Below are 18,581 nucleotides of genomic sequence, written 5' to 3'. Positions count from 1 at the left end.
GCATTCGATCCTTTTTTCACGCAGCTGGATCGCTGGCAGCTGAGAGGAGGAATCGCCATGTCGCTTCTGGGCAACCACATATCTCTGATCCACGGTTGGGTGCCGATCACGGCGCAGATCGTCACGCCGATCATGCTGGGGCTCGCCGCCGGGTGGCGCTCGCGTCGTTGGCGTCTGGTGTGGCTGCCGGTCGCCGTCGTCGCCGGAGTCATGACGGCCCTCGGGGCGCATTCCTGCATCGCCGACGGAGCCAGCAAGTCGGCGCCGCACGCGCTATACGTGTGGATCGCGCTGCTCGGCATGGCCACCGCGGTCCTGATCCTGGGCTGGCGCGGCGCGCATTGGTGGCGGCGTGCACTATCAATCCTGGCGGTGCCGCTGTGCCTGCTCTGCTCGCTGCTCGTGCTCAACCAATGGGTCGGCTACTTCCAAACCGTGCAGAGCGCGTGGGAGCAGATCACCTCCACTCGGCTGCCCAACCAGACCGACAAGGCCGCCGTGATCGTGTTGGCGGCGAAGGGAGCCAAGCCGCCGCACGGCAGCCTGGTGTCGGTGCAGACGCCCGACGACGCGTCGCATTTCAAGCACCGCGAGGAACTCGTCTACCTGCCGCCGGCGTGGTTCGCGAGTTCCCCGCCGCCGCAGCTGCCGACGGTGATGATGATCGGCGGCATGGTCAACACGCCCGCCGACTGGGTGCGCGCCGGCAATGCCGTACAGACTGTCGACGCCTTTGCCGCCGCGCACGACGGCAATGCACCGGTGCTGGTGTTCGTGGACCCGAGCGGGGCGTTCGACAACGACACCGAAGGCGTCAACGGAACCCGCGGCAATGCCGCCGACCATCTGACTAAAGACGTTGTGCCCTATATGGTCTCGAACTTCGGCGTCAGCCCCGACCCGTCCCACTGGGGCGTCGTCGGCTGGTCAATGGGCGGGACGACCGCAGTGGATCTCACCGTCATGCACCCCGACATGTTCAGCTCGTTCGTCGACATCGAGGGCGACCTGACCCCCAACACCGGAACCAAGGAACAAACCATCGCCAACCTTTTCGACGGCGACGCCGACGCGTGGGCGAAATTCGACCCGACCACGGTGATCAACCGGCACGGTCGCTACACCGGGGTATCCGGCTGGTTCGCCATCACCTCTGGTGGTTCGCCGGCGCCGCATCGCAACATCACGATCGTCGATAGCGCCGCGCTGTCTGTCGCAAGCCGGAGTGCGGCCTCTGACCCGGGCAACCAGGCCGCGGCCGCGGCGTCGCTGTGCTCCGTGGGCCGGGTGAACGGCATCGACTGCGCGGTGGTCGCCCAACCTGGAAAGCACGACTGGCCGACCGCTGGCACCGCCTTCGCCACCGCGTTGCCGTGGCTGGCCGGCCAGCTGGGCACTCCGGCAGCGGCCCGGATTCCGTTGCCCAGCAACGCCGCCGAGCAAGCCCTGTGAGCGCGCTAGCCGCGTGGGAGGCCGAGAACTCGCTGGGCGATGATGTTGCGCTGGATCTCGGAGGTGCCGCCGGCGATAGTCCCGGAGAAGCTACGGGCGTACCGCTCGAACCAGCTGGCGAAGTAGTGGTCGAGGTTCATATGCGCGTACGGCCCGGTCTGGCCCGGGTGGATGAGTCCGTCGGATCCGGCCGAGGTCAGCGCAAGCTCCATGCCACGCAGCTCCGCTTCGGAGCCCAGTAGCTTGAGCACCGAGATCGCGGCCACGTCATCTTCGCCGCGCGAAGCACGGGCCAACGCCGCCGATCCCAGCAGGCGCAGCGCCTGTCGGTCCATGATCGTACTGGCGTATTGGTCGCGTTCGACTTCGGTGCTGGGATGGAAATCGTCGATCATGTTCTCCATGCGATCGGCGAAACCCAACCACATCATGGTGCGTTCGTGCCCGAGCGATCCGTTGGCCACCCGCCATCCCTGGTCGAGCTCGCCGACCAGGTTCTCCGCGGGCACCCGCACGTCGGTGAAGAACACCTCGTTGAAATCCAGATCGTCAACACCGCAGATCGACGGGAACGGCCGGCGGACCAGTCCCGGCGAATCGGTGGGGATGACGAGCGCGCTGATTCCCTTGTGCTTCGGCGCATCTGGATTGGTACGGACGAACGTCAGCAGGATGTCGGCATCGTGGGCCCCCGAGGTCCACACCTTCTGGCCATTGACGACGAAGTGATCGCCATCGAGCACGGCGCGCGTGCGGAGCGACGCAAGGTCGGAGCCCGCGCTGGGTTCGCTCATCCCGAGTGAAGCGGTGATCTCGGCGCGCAGGATCGGGACCGCCCACCGCCGCTTCTGTTCGTCGCTGCCGAACGACAATAGCGAGGCCCCAACGATATTCACGCCCTGCGGATTGAAGCTGTGGTAGATCCGGCGGCGGCTCAGTTCCTCGAGATAGACGAACTGCTGAATGACCGTCGCGTTGCGCCCACCGAATTCCGGTGGCTGACTGGGCAGCAGCCAGCCGTTGTCGAACAGCAGCCGCTGCCAGTCGCGTGCCCACTGCGGCATGTGCGAGACAGACCGGGGACGCTCGAGCGTTTCGCTTGCGGGAGGCAGGTTTTCGTCGAGGAAGGCCGAGAACTCCGCCCGGAATTCTTCGACGTCGGAATCAAAAGTCAGCTGCACGGTATTCCTCCGCGATTCGCGCCCGGTGCTCGGCAGCGCCGCCGAGCATCAGCTCGCCGGCTTTGGCCCGCTTGAGCGCGAACTGCAAGTCGTTCTCCCAAGTGAAGCCCATCGCGCCGTGCAGCTGTAAGCCGTGCCGGAACACCAGCGACTGGCACTCCCCCGCTGAGGCCTTGGCCATCGCGGCCGCCAGTCGGCGGCGCGGGTCATCGGCGGCGATCGTCAACGCGGCGAAGTAAGCAAGCGCGCGAGCACGTTCCACCGCGACGTGCATGTCGGCGGCCTTGTGCTGTACCGCTTGAAAAGAACCGATCGCCACACCGAATTGCTGACGGTTTTTGACGTGCTCGAGCACCAGGTCGAGGATGCGTTGGCAGGCGCCGACCATGGTGATGGCCATGCCGGTCAGCGCAAGATGATGAGCGCGTTCCGCATCTACGGACAGCCGCTCGGTGTCGGGCACCCGGACCTCCGCGAAGGACAGGTCGGCGACGTGCAGTACCGGGTCGAACACCGCCGCGCGCCGGGCTGACACGTGATTGGACGCGACCAGGAACACCCCGGCATCGGTCACCACCGCCAGCCGATCGGCGCGATCGCCGTCCAGCACGTGGCGGGCGGTGCCCTCCAGCACCCAGCCCTCGGCGTCACGGTGCGCCGCGACGCCGCCGTACACCGCGGTGCCCGACTGGTGCGGGTCGAACCGGTCGGCCGCGAGCGGCGCGAACTGGCTCATGGTGGCCAGAAAGGGGGTGGGATCCGTTGCGCGGCCGAGCTCTTCGAGCACGATGGCCAGCTCGACGGCGCTCTCCGATTCATTGAGCTCGGTCCAGCCCTGGTCTACATACGATTTCCACAGCGGGCTCGGGTCGACGCCCTCTTCGGCCACGCTGCGCACCAGCGAAGGCGGGCACTGCTTGGCGACGGCGTCGCGCACGGTGTCCTGCCACAGTCGCTGGTCAGCATCGAACTCCAACAGCATCCGCGCCGCCTCTCGTCGTGACTGTCACGGCGAGAATACCATTCTCCGTTGTGCAAGTAATAATCTCTGAATCCGGGCATGGAGTCACCGAAAACGCCGTGATGAGCGGAATTGGTGCTGCGAACTAGGCGCTGGTCACGAGGCCGTCCACCGTCTCGTCAGTGAAGCCGAATCGTTCGGTCGACATCACGTATCAGACGTCGGCGCTTGCTCAGGTCATTACCGCTCCTCACCGAGTCGCCCGAAACCCGCACCACAATCCCTCGAAGTCTCCACTGCCACTGCAGGATTGGACGGTAACGACATTCCAGCCGTCGCCAATCAAGTACGAGGACGCACGCGGGCAAGTCCATGTGAAGGTCGACTGGAGACCGCGCGCGTCGGCCACGGTGCAAGACTGCGCTCAGGCAGTCGGAACTCGGCGGCACCTACGGCAAACCACCCGGGGGCCGCGGTGAAGGGAGCATTGGATGGATCGCGAGACCTATCAGCGGGGGCTGCAAATCCGCTCCGACGTGCTGGGCGAGCAGTACGTCAACAAAGCGCTCGCCGACGCGGATGACTTCACCGGGCCCCTGCAGGATCTGGTCACCGAGTACTGCTGGGGCGCCATCTGGGGCCGTGACCAGTTGCCGCGCAAGACGCGCAGCATGCTCAACTTGGCGATGATCTCGGTGCTCAATCGTCCCAACGAACTGCGGACACACGTCAAGGCGGCGCTGACCAACGGTGTCACCCGTGAAGAAATCCGTGAGGTCTTTTTGCAGGTGGCCATTTACGCGGGCGTGCCAGCTGCCGTGGACAGCTTTCGCATCGCACGAGAAGCCTTTGCCGAACTGGACCGGGACCGTGGCGATCGCTAGCGCGGCGAAGCCGGGCGCACTGGGTCGCCACCATCAGGGATAGGGGCTCATCATGGAAGTCGGCTTCATTGGGCTGGGGAATATGGGCTTTCCCATGGCATGCCGCCTGATTCAGGAAAAGCACGAGGTTATCGCCTTCGACACGCGCGGCGAAGCCCTCGAGCGCGTCGTCGCCCTGGGGGCACGCCCGGCGTCATCACCCAAAGAGGTCGCCGATGGCGCCGACACGGTGATGGCCAGCCTGCCCACACCGGACGCGTCACTCGCGGTGGCAACCGGTGCCGCGGGCGTGATCGCTGGCGCACGGGTGAAGCGCTATGTCGACTTGTCCACTGTCGGTAGCCAAATGGCAGTGCAGATTCATGAGCTGTTGGCCCAGCACAACATCGTGGCGATCGACAGCCCGGTCAGCGGCGGCGTCGGCGGGGCCCAGAAGGGGACGCTGGCGCTCATGGTGTCCGGTCCGCGCGACGAATTCGACGTCGTACGAACCGCACTCGAAGCCCTGGGCCGACCGCTGTATGTCGGCGACAAACCCGGTTCGGCGCAGACGATGAAGCTGGCCAACAACATCTTGGCGGCAAACGTCTTGGCCGCCACCGCCGAAGTCGTCGTCATGGGAGTCAAAGCCGGCCTGGATCCCGATGTGATGATCGAAGTGCTCAACGCGGGATCCGGCGCGACGAGCGCAAGCCGCGACAAGTTCCCCCGAGCGATCCTCCCGCGCACCTTCGACTACGGGTTTGCCACCGGGCTGATGGTCAAAGATGTGCGTCTTTACCTCGACGAAGCGAGAGCGCTTGGCGTGCCCGCCGAGGTAGCCGAGACCACCGGGCGAGTGTGGGAAGCCGTCGCCCGCGATGAGGGCGCCGATTCCGATTTCACCTCGGTGATCAAGCCGTTCGAGCGAGCCGCCGACGTCACGGTCGGCCGGTCCGCCCGCTAGCCGCGTAGCGCCGGCGGATCGTATCCGTCCGAATGCCGGAGAATGGTATTATCCTGATTGAAGAACGTTACTTGCCCAAAGGCTCGCAAAACGCCTACGACCTGCACTAATGATTAAACGAAATGCTTACCGGAAACCCATTGATTGACCGCTGAAGAGAATGTTAGGTTGGCTATCATATGACCTCGCACGGCCTGCTTTGGCTGGCGGAGCCGAAGGGTGGCTCTCGTGATCGAACACGCTGACGGGACGAGCACGCCGCTGATCGACGCGAGTGTGCACATCTTCTTCCCGTCCAACAAAGCGTTGCGGCAGACCCTGCGCGAGCCGTTCAAGAGCCGCGGCTTCCCGGACTACGAGATGGACTGGTACGGCGCCCCCGGCGGTGAGTACGCGCCCAACACCGAGGGCCCGGACCGTCAGTACCCGGGTTCGGATCCGGATTTCGTTGCCAATGAACTGTTTTCGAAGCGCGGCGTCGATGTGGCGGTGCTGCATCCAATGGCACGCGGCATCATGCCCGACCGGCACTTGGGCAGCGCGTTGCATGCCGCGCACAACGAGATGATGGTGTCGAACTGGCTGGAGTCCAGCGAGTTCGGCGAGCGGTTTCGCGGCACCATCCGGGTCAACCCAGACGACATCCCCGGCGCGCTGCGCGAGATCGAGAAATGGCGTGCGCATCCGCGCGTCGTCCAGATCGGTGTCCCACTGCAATCCCGCGAGCTTTACGGCAAACCGCAGTTCTGGCCGATCTGGGAAGCGGCGGTCGACGCCGGCCTGCCCGTTGCCGCGCACATCGAAGTCGGCTCGGGTATTGCTTTTGCGCCGACACCGAACGGGAACACCCGGACCTACGAGCAGTACGTCAGCTTTATGGCGCTGAACTACCTGTACCACCTGATGAACATGATCGCCGAGGGCGTGTTCGAGCGCTTCGACGGGCTCAAGTTCGTCTGGGGCGACGGCGCCGCGGACTTCATCACGCCCTTCATCTGGCGGATGGACACGTTCGGCCGGCCGCACCTGGAGCAGACGCCCTGGGCTCCGCGGATCCCCAGCGATTACCTGCCCGGTCACGTGTATTTCGTGCAGGGCAGCCTGGACGGCCCCGGTGACGCGGAGTTCGCCGGCGAATGGTTCGGCTTCACCGGCAAGGACGACATGGTGATGTTCGGCTCCAGCTATCCACACTGGCAGTGCGGTGATGTCAAGAAGCTGCCCGGCGCGTTATCCGCCGAACAGCGCGAAAAGCTGTGCTGGCGCAACGCGGCGCAGCTCTACGGCATAGACATTCCCGCCGGGGTGAGCGCACAGTAGAAGTAGTACGAAAGACTGAGGTGATCCAGATGACGTTGACCCATTCGCAGGAGCGGCTTCCCGCTGCCGAGCGCATAGCCGTTCGATGCGTCGACTCGGATGTCCACCCGGCCCCCAAGCGCGGAGAGCTTCTCCCGTACATCCCCGAGCCCTGGCGGAGCAAGTACTTCCTCACTCGCTCGGTGGGTGAGCAGATCTACTACGACGCCCCGGACTACGCGCACTCGTACGCGATGCGGGTGGACTCATTCCCAGCCAATGGCGAATTCCCCTGCAGCGACCCGGACTTGGCGTTCCGCCAACTGATCATGGAGGCCGGCTCCGACATCGCCATCCTGGAACCGGCGGCCTACCCGGCGCGCATTCCTGAAGCGCAGCACGCGATGTCGGCCGCATTGAACGACTGGCAGGACAATCACTGGCTCGACAGCCACAACAACTGGCACGAGCGGTGGCGCGGTTCGATTTGTATCGCGATCGAGGAGCCGGAAGCGTCGGTGCGCGAGATCGAGCGCTGGGCCGGGCATCCGTACATGGCGCAGATTCTGATCAAGGCCGAGCCGCGGCCATCCTGGGGCCATCCCAAGTACGACCCGATCTGGGCGGCCGCCTCCAAGCACGACATCCCGGTGAGCTGTCACCTGTCGCGCAGCCACTTCGACGAGCTGCCGATGCCGCCGGTGGGATACCCCAGCTACAACCACGACTTCATGGTGACCTACTCGCTGCTGGCCGCCAACCAGGTGATGAGCCTGATCTTCGACGGTGTCTTCGACCGATTCCCGACGTTGCGGATCGTGTTCGTCGAGCACGCATTCAGTTGGATCCTGCCGCTGATGTGGCGGATGGACTCGATCTATGAGGCGCGCAAGTCCTGGGTGGACATCAAGCGCAAGCCGTCGGAGTACGTCAAGGAACACATCAAGTTCACCACCCAGCCGCTGGACTACCCCGAAGACAAGACCGAGTTGACCCGCGCGCTGGAATGGATGGAGTGCGAGAAGATCCTGCTCTTCTCCTCGGACTACCCGCACTGGACGTTCGACGATCCACGTTGGTTGGTCAAGCACCTGCCCAAGGCGGCCCGCGACGCGGTGATGTACAAGAACGGGATCGCCACCTATCACCTGCCCGAGACCGTTCCGGTGCTCGAGGGTCAAGTCCGGGTGCTCTGAATTGACGGAAGAAACCAAACGGCCCGAGCCCCGTCTCGCCCAGGGCCGCGAGCATGTTGTCGCCACCGTAGACGAAATTCCGCCGGGCACTCACAAGCTGGTGCCCATCGGGCGGCACGGCGTTGGCGTGTACAACGTCAACGGCACCTTCTATGCCATCGCGAATTACTGTCCCCACCAAGGCGGACCGCTGTGTTCCGGACGCGCCCGCGGCCGCACGATCGTCGACGAGAGCGCACCGGGTGACTCGGTCATGGTGCGCGACCTGGAATACATCTACTGCCCTTGGCACCAATGGGGTTTCGAGCTGGCGACCGGCACCACTGCGGTCAAGCCCGAATGGAGTATCCGTACCTATCCGGTGCGCGTCGTGGGAAACGACGTTCTGGTTCAGGCCTAACTACAGGAGATTCGGGTGCCTTCTATTGAGATCAACGGGGGAAATGTCGTTTACGAAATCCTCGGTGACTCAGGGGATCTCATAGCGCTGACGCCAGGTGGCCGGTTCAGCAAGGAGATCCCCGGCCTGCGCCCGCTGGCCGAGGCCCTGGCCGCCGGTGGCTACCGGGTGCTGCTATGGGACCGCCCCAATTGCGGCGCCTCCGATGTCCAGTTCTATGGGCAGAGCGAGTCGCACATGCGCGCCGAGACGCTGCACAAGCTGGTGACGGGCCTGGGCTTCGAGCGATGCATCTTGGCCGGGGGTTCCGGTGGGGCAAGGGATTCCATGCTCACCACGATGCTCTACCCCGAGATGGTGACCAAGCTTGTGGTGTGGAACATCGTCGGCGGCACCTACGGCACCTTCGTGCTCGGTTCCTTCTACATCATCCCCAGCATTCTGGCGGTGCGTGGCACCGGAATGGACGGCGTGATGAAGGTCCAGGAATGGCGCGAGCGCATCGAGGAAAACCCCAACAACAAGCAGCGATTCCTCGACTTCGACAAAGACGAGTTCCTCAAGCTCATGCTGCGCTGGCTGAACGCGTTCGTTTCCAAGCCCGGTCAGACGATTCCGGGTGTCGAGGACGAGATGTTCGACCGAATCACGGTGCCCACATTGATCATTCGTGGTGGCGAGAACGACATGGACCACCCAAAGCGGACATCGCTGGAAGTCAGTTGCCTGATCAAGGGATCGAAGCTCATCGACCCGCCGTGGCCCGAGGACGCCTGGGAGCGTGCGTCCGAAGATCGCGCCGCGGGCAGGGTGCAGCACTTCAACATGTTCGACACCTGGGTGCAGGCGGCACCCGCGATCCTCGGGTTCCTGGGCTCGTGATGGCGCTGCGTCGTCTTTTGAGAGTCCTACCGGGTGCGGATATGGACCTCACAGTTGAGCGACGCCTCCAGCGCCGTGTGCACCCGGCTTTCCGGAATTCGTTCGAGGTCGGACTCCCGCAGCGTCACGTTCACGATATCGAACCCGTCCTCGCCCGGGACCCGTTCGATTTCACCGGTGAGCCCGAACGCGGACAACACCCCGTGCGCGTCATAATCGGTTCCCCGGCTGACAAAGGTGACCACACCCGGAACGGGCGTTGCGCCGAACACTTTGGTGCACAACCCGATTGCGGTTTCTTTGGCCGAATCGCCGCTTTCGGCATCGATGAGCAATTCGACCTCGCGGCGGCTCACCGGCATGGCAGCGAGATCGTTTTCGACCATGCCCGCGCCCGTCTGGGCCGCCAGCTCGAGGAGTGCCGCCATGCCGTCACGTAGTTGGGCGGGCGTGAGCACGCCTTGTGGGTCAACGTTGACGCGCACTACCGCAGTTCGCATGTGCGCAAGCCTAACTAAGACGACAGGCCAGCCGTGAACACCACCGAATCCGCCAACATCACGACCGTCACCGCGCCAGGGTGTAAGCCCCGGTTGCTCGGCGAACAGCCCGGTCACGGGCGTGAAGACCTCGCCGCCTACCGCGGGCTGGGGGGCTATCGCCCACTTGCCGACGCCGACGAACTGTTGAGCGAAGTTGAATCCAGCGGGCTGGTCGGCCGCGGGGGTGCGGCGTTTCCGCTGGCGGTCAAGTTACGCGCGGTGCGCGACAACGGCCGCCTGGTGGCGGCCACTGGTGGCGCCGTCGTCGTCGCGAATGGTGAAGAGGGAGAACCGGCTTCGGTCAAGGACCGCTGGCTGCTACGGAATCGTCCGCACCTGATCTTGGACGGATTGCGGTTGGCCGCGGCGATCGTGGCCACCGATCGCGCCTACATCTATGTATCCGACCCGGAGTCGGCGCACAGCGTCGAAACCGCGCTTGGGGAGCTGGATCCCGACACGCTCGGCGTCACGATCCGGATGTTCACCGTGCCAGCCGGCTACGTGGCCGGTGAGGAGACCGCCGCCGTCCGTGCTATCAACGGCGGGCCCGCCAAACCAACGGACAAGCCGCCGCGTCCCTTCGAAGGCGGCATCGACGACCGGCCCACGTTGGTGAGCAATGTCGAGACACTGGCCAACCTGCCCTACCTGCAGTGCCAGGGCGCGGCAGCGTTTCGTTCTGAAGGCACGACGCTGTCCCCGGGTACCTTCCTGGCCACCATCACCGGGGCCGGCCGGCCGCCGGTGCTCTATGAACTTCCACACGGTCTGTCGTTCACCGAACTTCTTGCCCTGCATGATGTTTCGCCGGACCGCGTGCGTGGGGCACTGATGGGCGGCTATTTCGCCGGTCTGCTCAACCGCTCGGTGTTGGAGACCACCCTGGACCACGAGACGATGCGGCGTGTGGGCAGCGGTCTGGGCTGCGGCGCGATCTCGATCATCACCGACGACTGCCCGGTCGCGGTGGCGGCGTCGGTCTTGGCCTACTTCGACCGCGAAAACGCCGGGCAGTGCGGATCATGTTTCAACGGAACGGCAGCCATGGCCGCGGTCGGCGGCGCGCTGCGCGACGGCGTCGCGACGACAGAGGATGTCGAACGGTTGCGCCGCTGGTCGGTGCTGCTGCGCGGGCGCGGAGCGTGCGCAACGCTGGATGCCGCCACCAACGTGGCCGCCAGCCTGCTCGATCAGTTCCCCGACGAAGTCAGTGCACATCTCGACGGCAGGTGCTCCGATTGCACCCGCGGCGCATTCCGCGCCGACCGTCCCTACGAGGCGGAGGCTGTGAGGCAGACATGAAAATCCGTCTGGACCGCACCATTTGCGACGGCTTCGGGTTCTGCGCCAAACACGCACCGGGCTACTTCTCGCTCGACGACTGGGGGTACGCCTCCCTCATTGGAGACGGCACGGTTGCCGAGTCAGATCGCGATGCGGTGATGCGGGCGTTGCTCGACTGCCCGGTGCACGCCATCACCGAAATCGGTCAGCGCACCGCCCGCGTTGCTCAGGCGCCACTCGCCGAAACCGAGGACCCGGCCGAGCATCTCAAAACCGAAGAGAACGAAGCCGAGTGGGGCTTTACCCGTTGAGCCGAGCCAGGACCGGACCGTGCAACTCACCTTCGACGCCGAGGTAGAAGCCTTTCGCGCGGAGTTCGTCAGTTTTCTCACCGAACATCTGCCGGCACAGGCGCAGGCCGCCGAGCGGCCCTCGTCAACGTCGCATGTGCCCGAATGGTCACGCCGGTGGCAGCGGCTCCAGTTCGACCACGGCTGGCTACTGCCCGGCAATCCACCGGAATTCGGCGGCCGCAACGCAACTATCTTGCAGCAGTTCGTGCACCGCGAAGAGCTGTCCAGGCGCCGGATCTATCACTGCTTCAACCCGCAAGGCGTCGGCATCATCGCGGCGTCACTGTTGTCCTTCGGCACCGAGGAGCAGAAGCGGCGCTGGGCGATTCCTATTCTGCGAGCCGAGAAGACGGCGTCACTGGGGATGAGCGAGCCCGGAGCCGGTTCGGATTTGGCAGGGCTGCGGACGAGGGCCGAGTTGATCGGTGATCAGTTCGTGGTCAACGGGCAGAAGGTGTGGACCTCGGGCGCCCATGACGCCGACGTCATCCTGACGTTCGTTCGAACCGACCCGAATGCCCCTAAGCACAAGGGAATCAGCGCGCTACTCATCCCGACCGACACCCCCGGGCTGGTGCGTCGCCCCTTCCCGTCGGTCTATGACCGAGACGACTTGGACTTCAACGAGGTGTTCTTCAACGACGTCCGGGTGCCCGCGGATAACCTGATCGGCCCGCTCAATGGCGGATGGCGGGTCGCCAACGGCTCACTGGGCCACGAACGCACCTTGATGTGGATGGCCTTCGCGAACCGCCTCGAGCAACTGCTCGAGGACTACCGGCCGACGGACGAGGTGAACGCGGACCACTACGCCACCATCGTGATGGACTACTACGCGCTGCGGCTGCTGGGTTCGGCCGCGCTGGGCCGAGCGGCCCGCGGCCAGGTTGACGTCGCAGCTCTGTCCGTACTGAAGGTCTTCGGTTCCGAGGCCGAACAGAGCGCGCTACGGCACGCGCTGGACGGGTCGGGCCTCGATGGCCTATGCGACAAAGCGCTGACGGCTCGGTACAATCCTTATGCCCCTGACCTTTTCACCGCTAGCTGGTTCGGCCGCTACATCAGCAGTTACGCGGGCACCATCGCGGGCGGCACCTCGGAGATACAGCGAAACATCATCGCGCAGCGCGTCCTTAGCCTGCCATCGAGGTGATCACAACGTCGGACACAGCGACGACAGGAACTCCTGAGTACGGCGCCGCGATTTCGCTCGCTCGCCAACATCGTTGCCCAACGGCACAATTCGCACCGCCACATCGGTGACACCCGCGTCGCGATACCGGCGCAGCCGATCGAGGACGGCCGACTCGTCGCCGGCCGCCATGGTGTCGCCGACGTCTTCGGCGTCGCCATGCTCCAGCAAGCGCACATAGTTCGGCGAGAAATCCGCGTGACCGAGCACCTCGCTGGCATAGGCGCGCGCGTCGTCCGTCTCGCTGTTCGAACAGAGCGCGACGGGTACACCGGCGACGATCCGTGGCGTGGTGCGCCCGGCCCGGTCGGCGGCCGCGGTGATGCGCGGGACAACATGATTTCCGATGGCGCGCTCGTCGGCCATCCACAACACCGTGCCACCGGCCCGTTCACCCGCGAGTTGCAACATCGTCGGCCCGAGCGCGGACAACAGCACTGGGACCTCGAAGGCATCCGTGACATCGACCGGCGAATGCACGCAATAGTTTTCGTTGTCGACATCGACGCTTCCCGGTCCGGCGAAGGCCGCATCGAGCACATCGAGGTAGTCACCCATCAAGCGTGCCGGGCGATTGTAGGGCAACCCCAGTTGGGACTTGACGATCCAATGATGGGAGGGCCCGATGCCCAGTGTGAACCGCCCGCCGCAGGCAGCCTGAGTGGTCAACGCCTGTTGCGCCATGATCATCGGATGACGAGTCTGAATCGGAACCACCGCGGTTCCGATCTCGATGCCAGCGGTGGCCTGTCCGATCAGGGCAACGGCGGTCATCGCGTCGAGATAACCCGGAACCTGCGGCATCCAAAACGCGGTGAAACCGTCGCTTTCGGCCGCGACGCCGTCGTCTATCAGTCCGGCAAGCCGATCGGCACGCGAACGCTCCTTGTCGGAGCCAACCATCAAACCGATACGCATACCCGCGCCTTCCTACGGCACATATCGATCCCATTCGTACGGAACGATCGTGAAAAATGGTGCGGCGAAAAGAGGCTCGATTCTTGACTCGGCCCAACGGGCCGTCAGCACCGGTCGCAGCCGGTCCGCCGTGGCGACCGGATCGTCGTCGAGGAAGCAGTACGTGATCGACTGATTTTCTCGAGCGCTGGCCAAGCTGGCATCGACCCGGCGCGACAGGGCCGACCAGACACCGGCGACACCGTCGACTTCGACCAGCGGCTTCAGCGCTGCCGATCCCCGCTCGACCAACACGAACGCGCCCCGCACGGGTAGCCAGGGCAGCACGTCGGAGCCGACCTTGACCCCGGGTGCTGACATCCTGTCTTGGACGTCGTACACGCCGCGTTCCACCGGCGGCAGCAGCGGGAGTTTACGGCCGGCGTTACCGAGAGCCGTTGACAATTCGTTGAAATCGTGCAATCCGGCCGTGCCGGTGAAGAAGTAGGTCATCACATGGTCGACCGCGTCCAAGGGCCCGTCGCCGACCACGCGCGCGGACCGGCAGGCCGGCGTGGACACCAGACGCAGCGAGGCGCGCACCGCGGCCAGTCGGTGTTGCTCCGGCCGGTGGTCGAGGGTGTGCCAACGCAGATACTCGGCGTCCTTGCCGTCGGGGTGGCGGGTCGCCATCGAAACGAACAGCGTGGAGATCTCACCATTCCCGGTGGCGAGGATGTCGGCGACATCGTCGGATGGTGCGCCAGGAAGATTCATCGCGTACTTCCGCACGGTCCCGTCGAATCATGCGGGGACAGAACGAGTTCCGGGTGGCGGGCGGCGACCATGCGCCGGAACCCCTCACGCCAGGGCACCTTCGTTCTACCGAGTACCTCATGCATACGGGTGACGTCCGGCCACAATGGCGTGTGCGCCTGCGGCGTGTAGTCGAAGACCGGCTCGACGCCGGCCAGCTCACCCATGAACGTGCAGTACTCCTCGATACTGACCGTTTCGCTGCCGGCCCAATTCACCACGACCGGGGGTACCGCCGCGACTTCCATGGCACGGACGCCGAGCTCGACGTAGTCGTCTTCGTAGATCGGGTTGTAGTTGTTCGGCTTGTCCGGATGCAGCCGAATCGGCTTGCCCGCCAACATCGCATCGAGACGGTCGGCGGGGGCACCGCCTTGCGGGCCGTACGTCGAACAGATCCGGATGATGGTGAGCGGAATCTGGTAGTGCCGGGCGATCCAGGTGCACACCGCTTCCGCGGCAACCTTGGATAAGCTGTAGTTCGCCCGTAACGGTGCCCCTGGCGGATCGGTCTCCGTCAGCGGCCGCTGTCCCTGGTACGCATAGATCGAGCCGGTCGAGCAGAAGACGAAGCCCTTGGCGGCGCGGCAGTGGTACAGCAATTCTCCCGAATTCTGCGCGTTCGTTTCCACGCAGCGATTCCAATCGTCCGTGCCTGGGTCCACGGCAGCATGGAAGACGTAGCCGAAATCGTCCGGGAGAGCTGAGAACTCGCCAGCGCTGACATCCAGCGCCACGGGCCTGATCCCGGCGTCCACGAGTTTCTGCCGGGCCGCGGGATCTTTCAGGCGCGCGGCGCCCCATACCTCGTTTCCCGCCGCCGCCAGGGCCCGCGCGATGGGAAACGCGATCTTGCCCGTCGCTCCGGTGATCAGGATCTTCTCTGCGTCGAGCAAACCAGCCCTCCGAATGTTAAGTACTTGATACCGCGCTGCGAGCATAACTCCCGGCAGGCACGAAACGCCATGACGACCGGGTTCGCCGCCTGTCGCTCCGGGATGTTTCTTCTGGTCGCGGCGGTAGCAACGGCATAAGCTGGCATGAGCCAAGGTCGGGATGGCCCAAACGGGAGGCCCACCATGAGGTGGTTTATTCGTCGTATGACCGCTGTCATTGCGGTCGCCTTCATGGCGATGGCTGTCGCGGTGATCGCGACGCCGGGAATCAGCTGGGCGCAGTGCGATCCCAACATGTCGTGGAATGTGGCGACCTGGGAGTGCAAACCGCAGCCACCGATGCCGGCTTGGTATACCCTCCCGCCGGCGTACGCGCCGCCGTTTGCGGCCCAGGATGTACCGCCGCCGCCCCCGCCGCGGCCATGGTGGTCGCCGAACGAACCGATGTGGAATGCCGGCTTTCACCAATGGGGTACGTATTTCACCGGCACCTGGGTGCCGTACTGACGGCGGCCGCACACCGACCTGCATCACGAGCGCTACCAGCGCGTCTGGATCGCGCCTGGCTAAAGTGATAACGTAATTCTCCGATTTGCATAACGGGCCTACCGATTTGTCCGGCCGCCCGACTCCCGGAGGTGACGTGTCAGCAGCACCGGGCCGCCCCCTGCCCCTGGTCACGGAAGAGAACGAATTTTTCTGGATCTCCGGCGCCGACGGAAAGCTACGGCTGCAGGAATGCCAGGCCTGCGAATCGCTGATCCATCCGCCCGCGCCGGTGTGCCGGTACTGCCGGTCGCGCGATGTGGGGGTGCGGGCGGTCTCCGGCAGGGCGACGATCGCCGGATTCACCATCAACGAGCGGTTCAGTCTGCCCGGGCTGGCGGCGCCCTACGTGATCGCACAGGTGGCGATCGCCGAGGACCCGCGCGTGCGATTGACCACCAACATCGTGCAGTGCGATCCCGATCAGCTCGAGCTCGGCCGACAAGTCGAGGTCGTTTTCGAGCAGGTCGAGGACGTGTGGTTTCCGCTGTTTCGGCCTCTGCGGGACGGAGAGGCCGATGCCGAGCCCGCTCCCCTGCCGGTCGATGAGATCGCACCGGAACGCTTCGGCGAACATGTCCGGCCGATGCTCACCGCCGAGAAATTCGAAGACAAGGTTGCGCTGACCGGGATCGGCATGTCGCCGATCGGACGCCGGTTGATGCAGCTGCCACTGGCGCTGACGGTCCAGGCATGCGAGGCCGCCATCGCCGACGCCGGGCTGACGTACGCGGACATCGACGGCCTGTCCACCTACCCCGGCGCGATCAATGTCGGTGGCTTCGGCGAGGGTGGCGTCACCGCTCTCGAGGCCGCGTTGGGCATTCGGCCAACATGGCACAACGGCGCCATGGAGACGTTCGGCCCGGGTGGCTCAGTGATCGCCGCGATGCTTGCGGTCGCCTGCGGGTTGGCACGTCACGTGCTGTGCTTCCGGACGCTGTGGGAGGCCACCAACGGCGAGCTGATGAAGCAGGGCAAGATCGCCCCGTCGATGGGCCGGATGTCGGGCTGGCAGATGCCATTTGGCGCAACTTCTGCCGCACACACCTTGGCGATGAACGCGCAGCGGCACTTTCACCGGTACGGCACCACCAAAGAGACGCTGGGCTGGATCGCGCTGAACCAGCGCGCCAACGCCGAACTCAACCCGACCGCCATCTATCGGTCACCGATGTCAATGGACGACTATTTGGGCGCGCGGGCCATCACCACGCCGTTCGGTCTGTACGACTGCGACGTGCCCTGCGACGGCGCGATCGCCGTCATCGTCTCGGCCGTCGACGCCGCCCGCGACCTGGCCAAGCCTCCGGTGCTGGTGGAAGCGGTGGGAACCCAGATCGTCGAGCGAATCGACTGGGACCAAAGCACTCTCACCCACGAGCCGCAGGTGCTGGGCCAGGCGGCGCACGTGTGGACGCGCACCTCGCTACGGCCGTCGGATGTCGATGTCGCCGAGCTGTACGACGGATTCACCATGAACTGCCTGTCCTGGATCGAGGCGCTGGGATTCTGCGGAATCGGCGAGGCGAAGGAGTTCCTGGACGGCGGCAAAAACATTGCGCGCGACGGCCAACTGCCGCTCAATACGCATGGCGGTCAGCTGTCGCACGGCCGCACCCACGGCATGGGTCTGCTGCACGAGGCCGTCACACAACTGCGCGGCGAGGCCGGTGACCGCCAAGTCTCCGACGCCCGCGTCGGGGTCGTCAGCAGCGGCGGCCTAACACCCAGCGGCGTGATTCTTTTGCGGGCCGACCGGTGAGCGCAGCCCCCCGCCCCCGGCTCGTCATCGTGGACGGCGTACCGATGTCGGCGTTAGTCGCTGAAGCCGACGAACCGAAGGCCGTGATCGTGGCCATCCATGGCGGAGGCACCACCGCCGTATATTTCGACTGCCCGGGCCGCCCATCGTTCTCGTTGCTACGCACCGGCGCCGCAGCCGGATTCACCGTGGTGGCCCTCGACCGGCCTGGCTATGGCAGCTCCGCCCCCTACCCGGAAGCGATGGTCTCCGGGGAGCAGCGCGTCAACCTGGCTTACGGTGCTGTCGATCGCATCCTCGGCGAAAGACCGCGTGGCGCAGGCATATTCGTGTGGGGCCATTCGGGCGGTTGCGAGCTGACGATACGATTGGCCGCCGACGCTCGCGGTGCCGACCTGCTTGGCATCGAGCTCGCGGGCACCGGCCGGCACTACCACCCCGCAGCCAAGAAAATACTGAAAACGGCCACCCGCGAACGCCGGCCGTCGGGCATGCGCGAATTGCTGTGGAGCCCAGAGGAGCTCTATCCGCCGGAGGTCCTCGGCGGCGCCACGGTTTCGCCGTCGGCTCCGTCTTACGAGGACCAGATGGTGTCGGATTGGGCGCGACAGACTTTTCCGGAGCTTGCGCCCGCAGTGCGCGTCCCGGTGCACTTCAGTATCGCCGAGCACGAAAAGGTCTGGCAGACCGACGATGCGGCGGTGACCGAGATCGGCACACTGTTCGCCGGGGCGCCGCGGTATCGGCGAACGGCTCAAGGGCTTCCGGCCGGCGCGCCCACAATGTGGTGGGGTAGCCTTCCTCGACGATCCGACGTGCCATGGGCCCGCCCTGACTGCCCAACCCGATGAACCCGACGTGCATCAACCGGCCTCCAGATCGGATTCGGTGTTCGTCACACGTTCAGGCACGCATTCCCGCACGAAATCAAGAACTTTCGAGTGGTAGTCGGGGGCGGCGTGGCTGAGGCTGATGTTGTGCGCGGCGTCCGGTTGTCGATGGACGCTGAACCGCGGCGCCCCGGCGAACAGTGTGCCGATCTCGGTCACCGCCGCATCGTCGGTCTGCCAGACCTTTTCGTGCTCG

19 protein-coding genes and 2 pseudogenes are annotated in these 18,581 nt (G+C 65.1%); 13 read left to right on the top strand and 8 right to left on the bottom strand.

Going from position 1 to position 18,581, the window contains the following annotated elements:
- The first annotated feature begins 57 nt into the window (after positions 1 to 57).
- A complete protein-coding gene (locus A5625_RS02400) occupies positions 58 to 1,452 on the top strand; it encodes an alpha/beta hydrolase family protein (protein WP_066988774.1) in 1,395 nt (464 codons plus the stop codon).
- 5 nt (positions 1,453 to 1,457) lie between these two features.
- Here the strand turns inward: A5625_RS02400 and A5625_RS02395 are convergent, their stop codons facing one another.
- Both A5625_RS02395 and A5625_RS02390 read right to left on the bottom strand, forming a co-directional pair.
- Positions 1,458 to 2,633 (bottom strand): acyl-CoA dehydrogenase family protein, encoded by a 1,176-nt coding sequence (locus A5625_RS02395; protein ID WP_066988773.1) that lies wholly within the window; start codon positions 2,631 to 2,633, stop codon positions 1,458 to 1,460.
- Positions 2,617 to 3,615, bottom strand: coding sequence for an acyl-CoA dehydrogenase family protein (locus A5625_RS02390; protein WP_066988823.1), 999 nt, complete (start codon positions 3,613 to 3,615; stop codon positions 2,617 to 2,619). The genes A5625_RS02395 and A5625_RS02390 overlap by 17 nt, the downstream gene beginning before the upstream one ends.
- A 470-nt stretch (positions 3,616 to 4,085) precedes the next feature.
- On the opposite strand from A5625_RS02390, the gene A5625_RS02385 reads away from it, so the two are divergent.
- The 6 genes from A5625_RS02385 to A5625_RS02360 all read left to right on the top strand — a co-directional run bounded on the left by A5625_RS02385 (position 4,086) and on the right by A5625_RS02360 (position 9,201).
- A complete protein-coding gene (locus A5625_RS02385) occupies positions 4,086 to 4,478 on the top strand; it encodes a carboxymuconolactone decarboxylase family protein (protein WP_066988772.1) in 393 nt (130 codons plus the stop codon).
- Positions 4,479 to 4,530: 52 nt separating this feature from the next.
- The gene (locus A5625_RS02380; RefSeq protein ID WP_066988771.1) at positions 4,531 to 5,424 is read left to right on the top strand and encodes an NAD(P)-dependent oxidoreductase; all 894 of its coding nucleotides are present in this window, start codon (positions 4,531 to 4,533) and stop codon (positions 5,422 to 5,424) included.
- Positions 5,425 to 5,652: 228 nt separating this feature from the next.
- Positions 5,653 to 6,744: an amidohydrolase family protein gene (locus A5625_RS02375; protein WP_066988770.1), complete on the top strand. Its 1,092-nt coding sequence runs from the start codon at positions 5,653 to 5,655 to the stop codon at positions 6,742 to 6,744.
- Between the two features lie 29 nt (positions 6,745 to 6,773).
- Positions 6,774 to 7,919 (top strand): amidohydrolase family protein, encoded by a 1,146-nt coding sequence (locus A5625_RS02370; RefSeq protein WP_066988822.1) that lies wholly within the window; start codon positions 6,774 to 6,776, stop codon positions 7,917 to 7,919.
- Position 7,920: 1 nt separating this feature from the next.
- The gene (locus tag A5625_RS02365; RefSeq protein WP_064951195.1) at positions 7,921 to 8,319 is read left to right on the top strand and encodes a Rieske (2Fe-2S) protein; all 399 of its coding nucleotides are present in this window, start codon (positions 7,921 to 7,923) and stop codon (positions 8,317 to 8,319) included.
- A gap of 15 nt (positions 8,320 to 8,334) precedes the next feature.
- Positions 8,335 to 9,201, top strand: a complete 867-nt coding sequence (locus A5625_RS02360) for an alpha/beta fold hydrolase (RefSeq protein WP_066988769.1) — start codon at positions 8,335 to 8,337, stop codon at positions 9,199 to 9,201.
- 26 nt (positions 9,202 to 9,227) lie between these two features.
- Here the strand turns inward: A5625_RS02360 and A5625_RS02355 are convergent, their stop codons facing one another.
- Positions 9,228 to 9,701 (bottom strand): hypothetical protein, encoded by a 474-nt coding sequence (locus A5625_RS02355; protein ID WP_066988768.1) that lies wholly within the window; start codon positions 9,699 to 9,701, stop codon positions 9,228 to 9,230.
- Between the two features lie 33 nt (positions 9,702 to 9,734).
- Between A5625_RS02355 and A5625_RS02350 the strand changes: the two genes are divergently transcribed.
- From A5625_RS02350 to A5625_RS02340, 3 genes are read left to right on the top strand one after another with little or no spacing between them, the layout of a single operon-like run.
- Positions 9,735 to 11,048: an NADH-ubiquinone oxidoreductase-F iron-sulfur binding region domain-containing protein gene (locus A5625_RS02350; RefSeq protein ID WP_066988767.1), complete on the top strand. Its 1,314-nt coding sequence runs from the start codon at positions 9,735 to 9,737 to the stop codon at positions 11,046 to 11,048.
- Complete coding sequence (locus A5625_RS02345) at positions 11,045 to 11,341, top strand: ferredoxin (protein WP_066988766.1); 297 nt, start codon at positions 11,045 to 11,047, stop codon at positions 11,339 to 11,341. The genes A5625_RS02350 and A5625_RS02345 overlap by 4 nt, the downstream gene beginning before the upstream one ends.
- A gap of 19 nt (positions 11,342 to 11,360) precedes the next feature.
- Positions 11,361 to 12,536 (top strand): acyl-CoA dehydrogenase family protein, encoded by a 1,176-nt coding sequence (locus tag A5625_RS02340; RefSeq protein ID WP_066988765.1) that lies wholly within the window; start codon positions 11,361 to 11,363, stop codon positions 12,534 to 12,536.
- On the opposite strand, the gene A5625_RS02335 is transcribed toward A5625_RS02340, so the two are convergent.
- Genes A5625_RS02335 through A5625_RS02325 form a run of 3 tightly spaced genes read right to left on the bottom strand, consistent with a single transcriptional unit; the run spans position 12,537 to position 15,184 of the window.
- On the bottom strand, positions 12,537 to 13,493 hold the full coding sequence (locus tag A5625_RS02335; protein ID WP_066988764.1) for an LLM class F420-dependent oxidoreductase: 957 nt from the start codon (positions 13,491 to 13,493) through the stop codon (positions 12,537 to 12,539). It lies immediately after the preceding gene.
- A 12-nt stretch (positions 13,494 to 13,505) separates the two neighbouring features.
- Positions 13,506 to 14,249: a hypothetical protein gene (locus tag A5625_RS02330; protein ID WP_066988763.1), complete on the bottom strand. Its 744-nt coding sequence runs from the start codon at positions 14,247 to 14,249 to the stop codon at positions 13,506 to 13,508.
- On the bottom strand, positions 14,246 to 15,184 hold the full coding sequence (locus A5625_RS02325; protein WP_066988762.1) for an NAD(P)-dependent oxidoreductase: 939 nt from the start codon (positions 15,182 to 15,184) through the stop codon (positions 14,246 to 14,248). Before A5625_RS02325 ends, A5625_RS02330 begins: the two co-directional genes overlap by 4 nt.
- A gap of 183 nt (positions 15,185 to 15,367) precedes the next feature.
- Here A5625_RS02325 and A5625_RS02320 point away from each other — a divergent pair, with 183 nt between their 5' ends.
- The 3 genes and pseudogenes from A5625_RS02320 to A5625_RS02310 all read left to right on the top strand — a co-directional run.
- Positions 15,368 to 15,691 (top strand): hypothetical protein, encoded by a 324-nt coding sequence (locus A5625_RS02320; RefSeq protein ID WP_066988761.1) that lies wholly within the window; start codon positions 15,368 to 15,370, stop codon positions 15,689 to 15,691.
- Positions 15,692 to 15,827: 136 nt separating this feature from the next.
- A complete protein-coding gene (locus A5625_RS02315) occupies positions 15,828 to 17,495 on the top strand; it encodes an OB-fold domain-containing protein (protein WP_066988760.1) in 1,668 nt (555 codons plus the stop codon).
- 44 nt (positions 17,496 to 17,539) lie between these two features.
- A pseudogene (locus A5625_RS02310) lies at positions 17,540 to 18,238 on the top strand (alpha/beta hydrolase); the annotation flags it as partial.
- On the opposite strand, the gene A5625_RS30645 reads toward A5625_RS02310, so the two are convergent.
- Together A5625_RS30645 and A5625_RS02305 are read right to left on the bottom strand one after the other, a co-directional pair.
- Entirely contained in the window at positions 18,150 to 18,359 is a 210-nt protein-coding gene (locus A5625_RS30645) for an NAD(P)-binding domain-containing protein (protein WP_369829971.1), read from the bottom strand. The pseudogene A5625_RS02310 and the gene A5625_RS30645 overlap by 89 nt on opposite strands.
- Positions 18,359 to 18,581: pseudogene (locus tag A5625_RS02305) on the bottom strand (alpha/beta hydrolase); the annotation flags it as partial. The gene A5625_RS30645 and the pseudogene A5625_RS02305, both read right to left, overlap by 1 nt.

It is taken from the genome of Mycobacterium sp. 1465703.0 (assembly GCF_001672975.1).
Taxonomy (GTDB): domain Bacteria; phylum Actinomycetota; class Actinomycetes; order Mycobacteriales; family Mycobacteriaceae; genus Mycobacterium.
The sequence above is the reverse complement of the archived record's forward strand: the minus strand, read 5'-3'. Positions and strand labels throughout refer to the sequence as shown.

Excerpts from the sequence above, each read along its gene's own strand:
- A5625_RS02370 (WP_066988822.1), top strand. The coding sequence starts at position 6,774 with ATGACGTTGACCCATTCGCAGGAGCGGCTTCCCGCTGCCGAGCGCATA.
- A5625_RS02320 (WP_066988761.1), top strand. The coding sequence starts at position 15,368 with ATGAGGTGGTTTATTCGTCGTATGACCGCTGTCATTGCGGTCGCCTTC.
- A5625_RS02330 (WP_066988763.1), bottom strand. The coding sequence starts at position 14,249 with ATGAATCTTCCTGGCGCACCATCCGACGATGTCGCCGACATCCTCGCC.
- A5625_RS02380 (WP_066988771.1), top strand. The coding sequence starts at position 4,531 with ATGGAAGTCGGCTTCATTGGGCTGGGGAATATGGGCTTTCCCATGGCA.
- A5625_RS02390 (WP_066988823.1), bottom strand. The coding sequence starts at position 3,615 with ATGCTGTTGGAGTTCGATGCTGACCAGCGACTGTGGCAGGACACCGTG.
- A5625_RS02335 (WP_066988764.1), bottom strand. The coding sequence starts at position 13,493 with ATGCGTATCGGTTTGATGGTTGGCTCCGACAAGGAGCGTTCGCGTGCC.
- A5625_RS30645 (WP_369829971.1), bottom strand. The coding sequence starts at position 18,359 with ATGCACGTCGGGTTCATCGGGTTGGGCAGTCAGGGCGGGCCCATGGCA.
- A5625_RS02345 (WP_066988766.1), top strand. The coding sequence starts at position 11,045 with ATGAAAATCCGTCTGGACCGCACCATTTGCGACGGCTTCGGGTTCTGC.
- A5625_RS02355 (WP_066988768.1), bottom strand. The coding sequence starts at position 9,701 with ATGCGAACTGCGGTAGTGCGCGTCAACGTTGACCCACAAGGCGTGCTC.
- A5625_RS02400 (WP_066988774.1), top strand. The coding sequence starts at position 58 with ATGTCGCTTCTGGGCAACCACATATCTCTGATCCACGGTTGGGTGCCG.
- A5625_RS02385 (WP_066988772.1), top strand. The coding sequence starts at position 4,086 with ATGGATCGCGAGACCTATCAGCGGGGGCTGCAAATCCGCTCCGACGTG.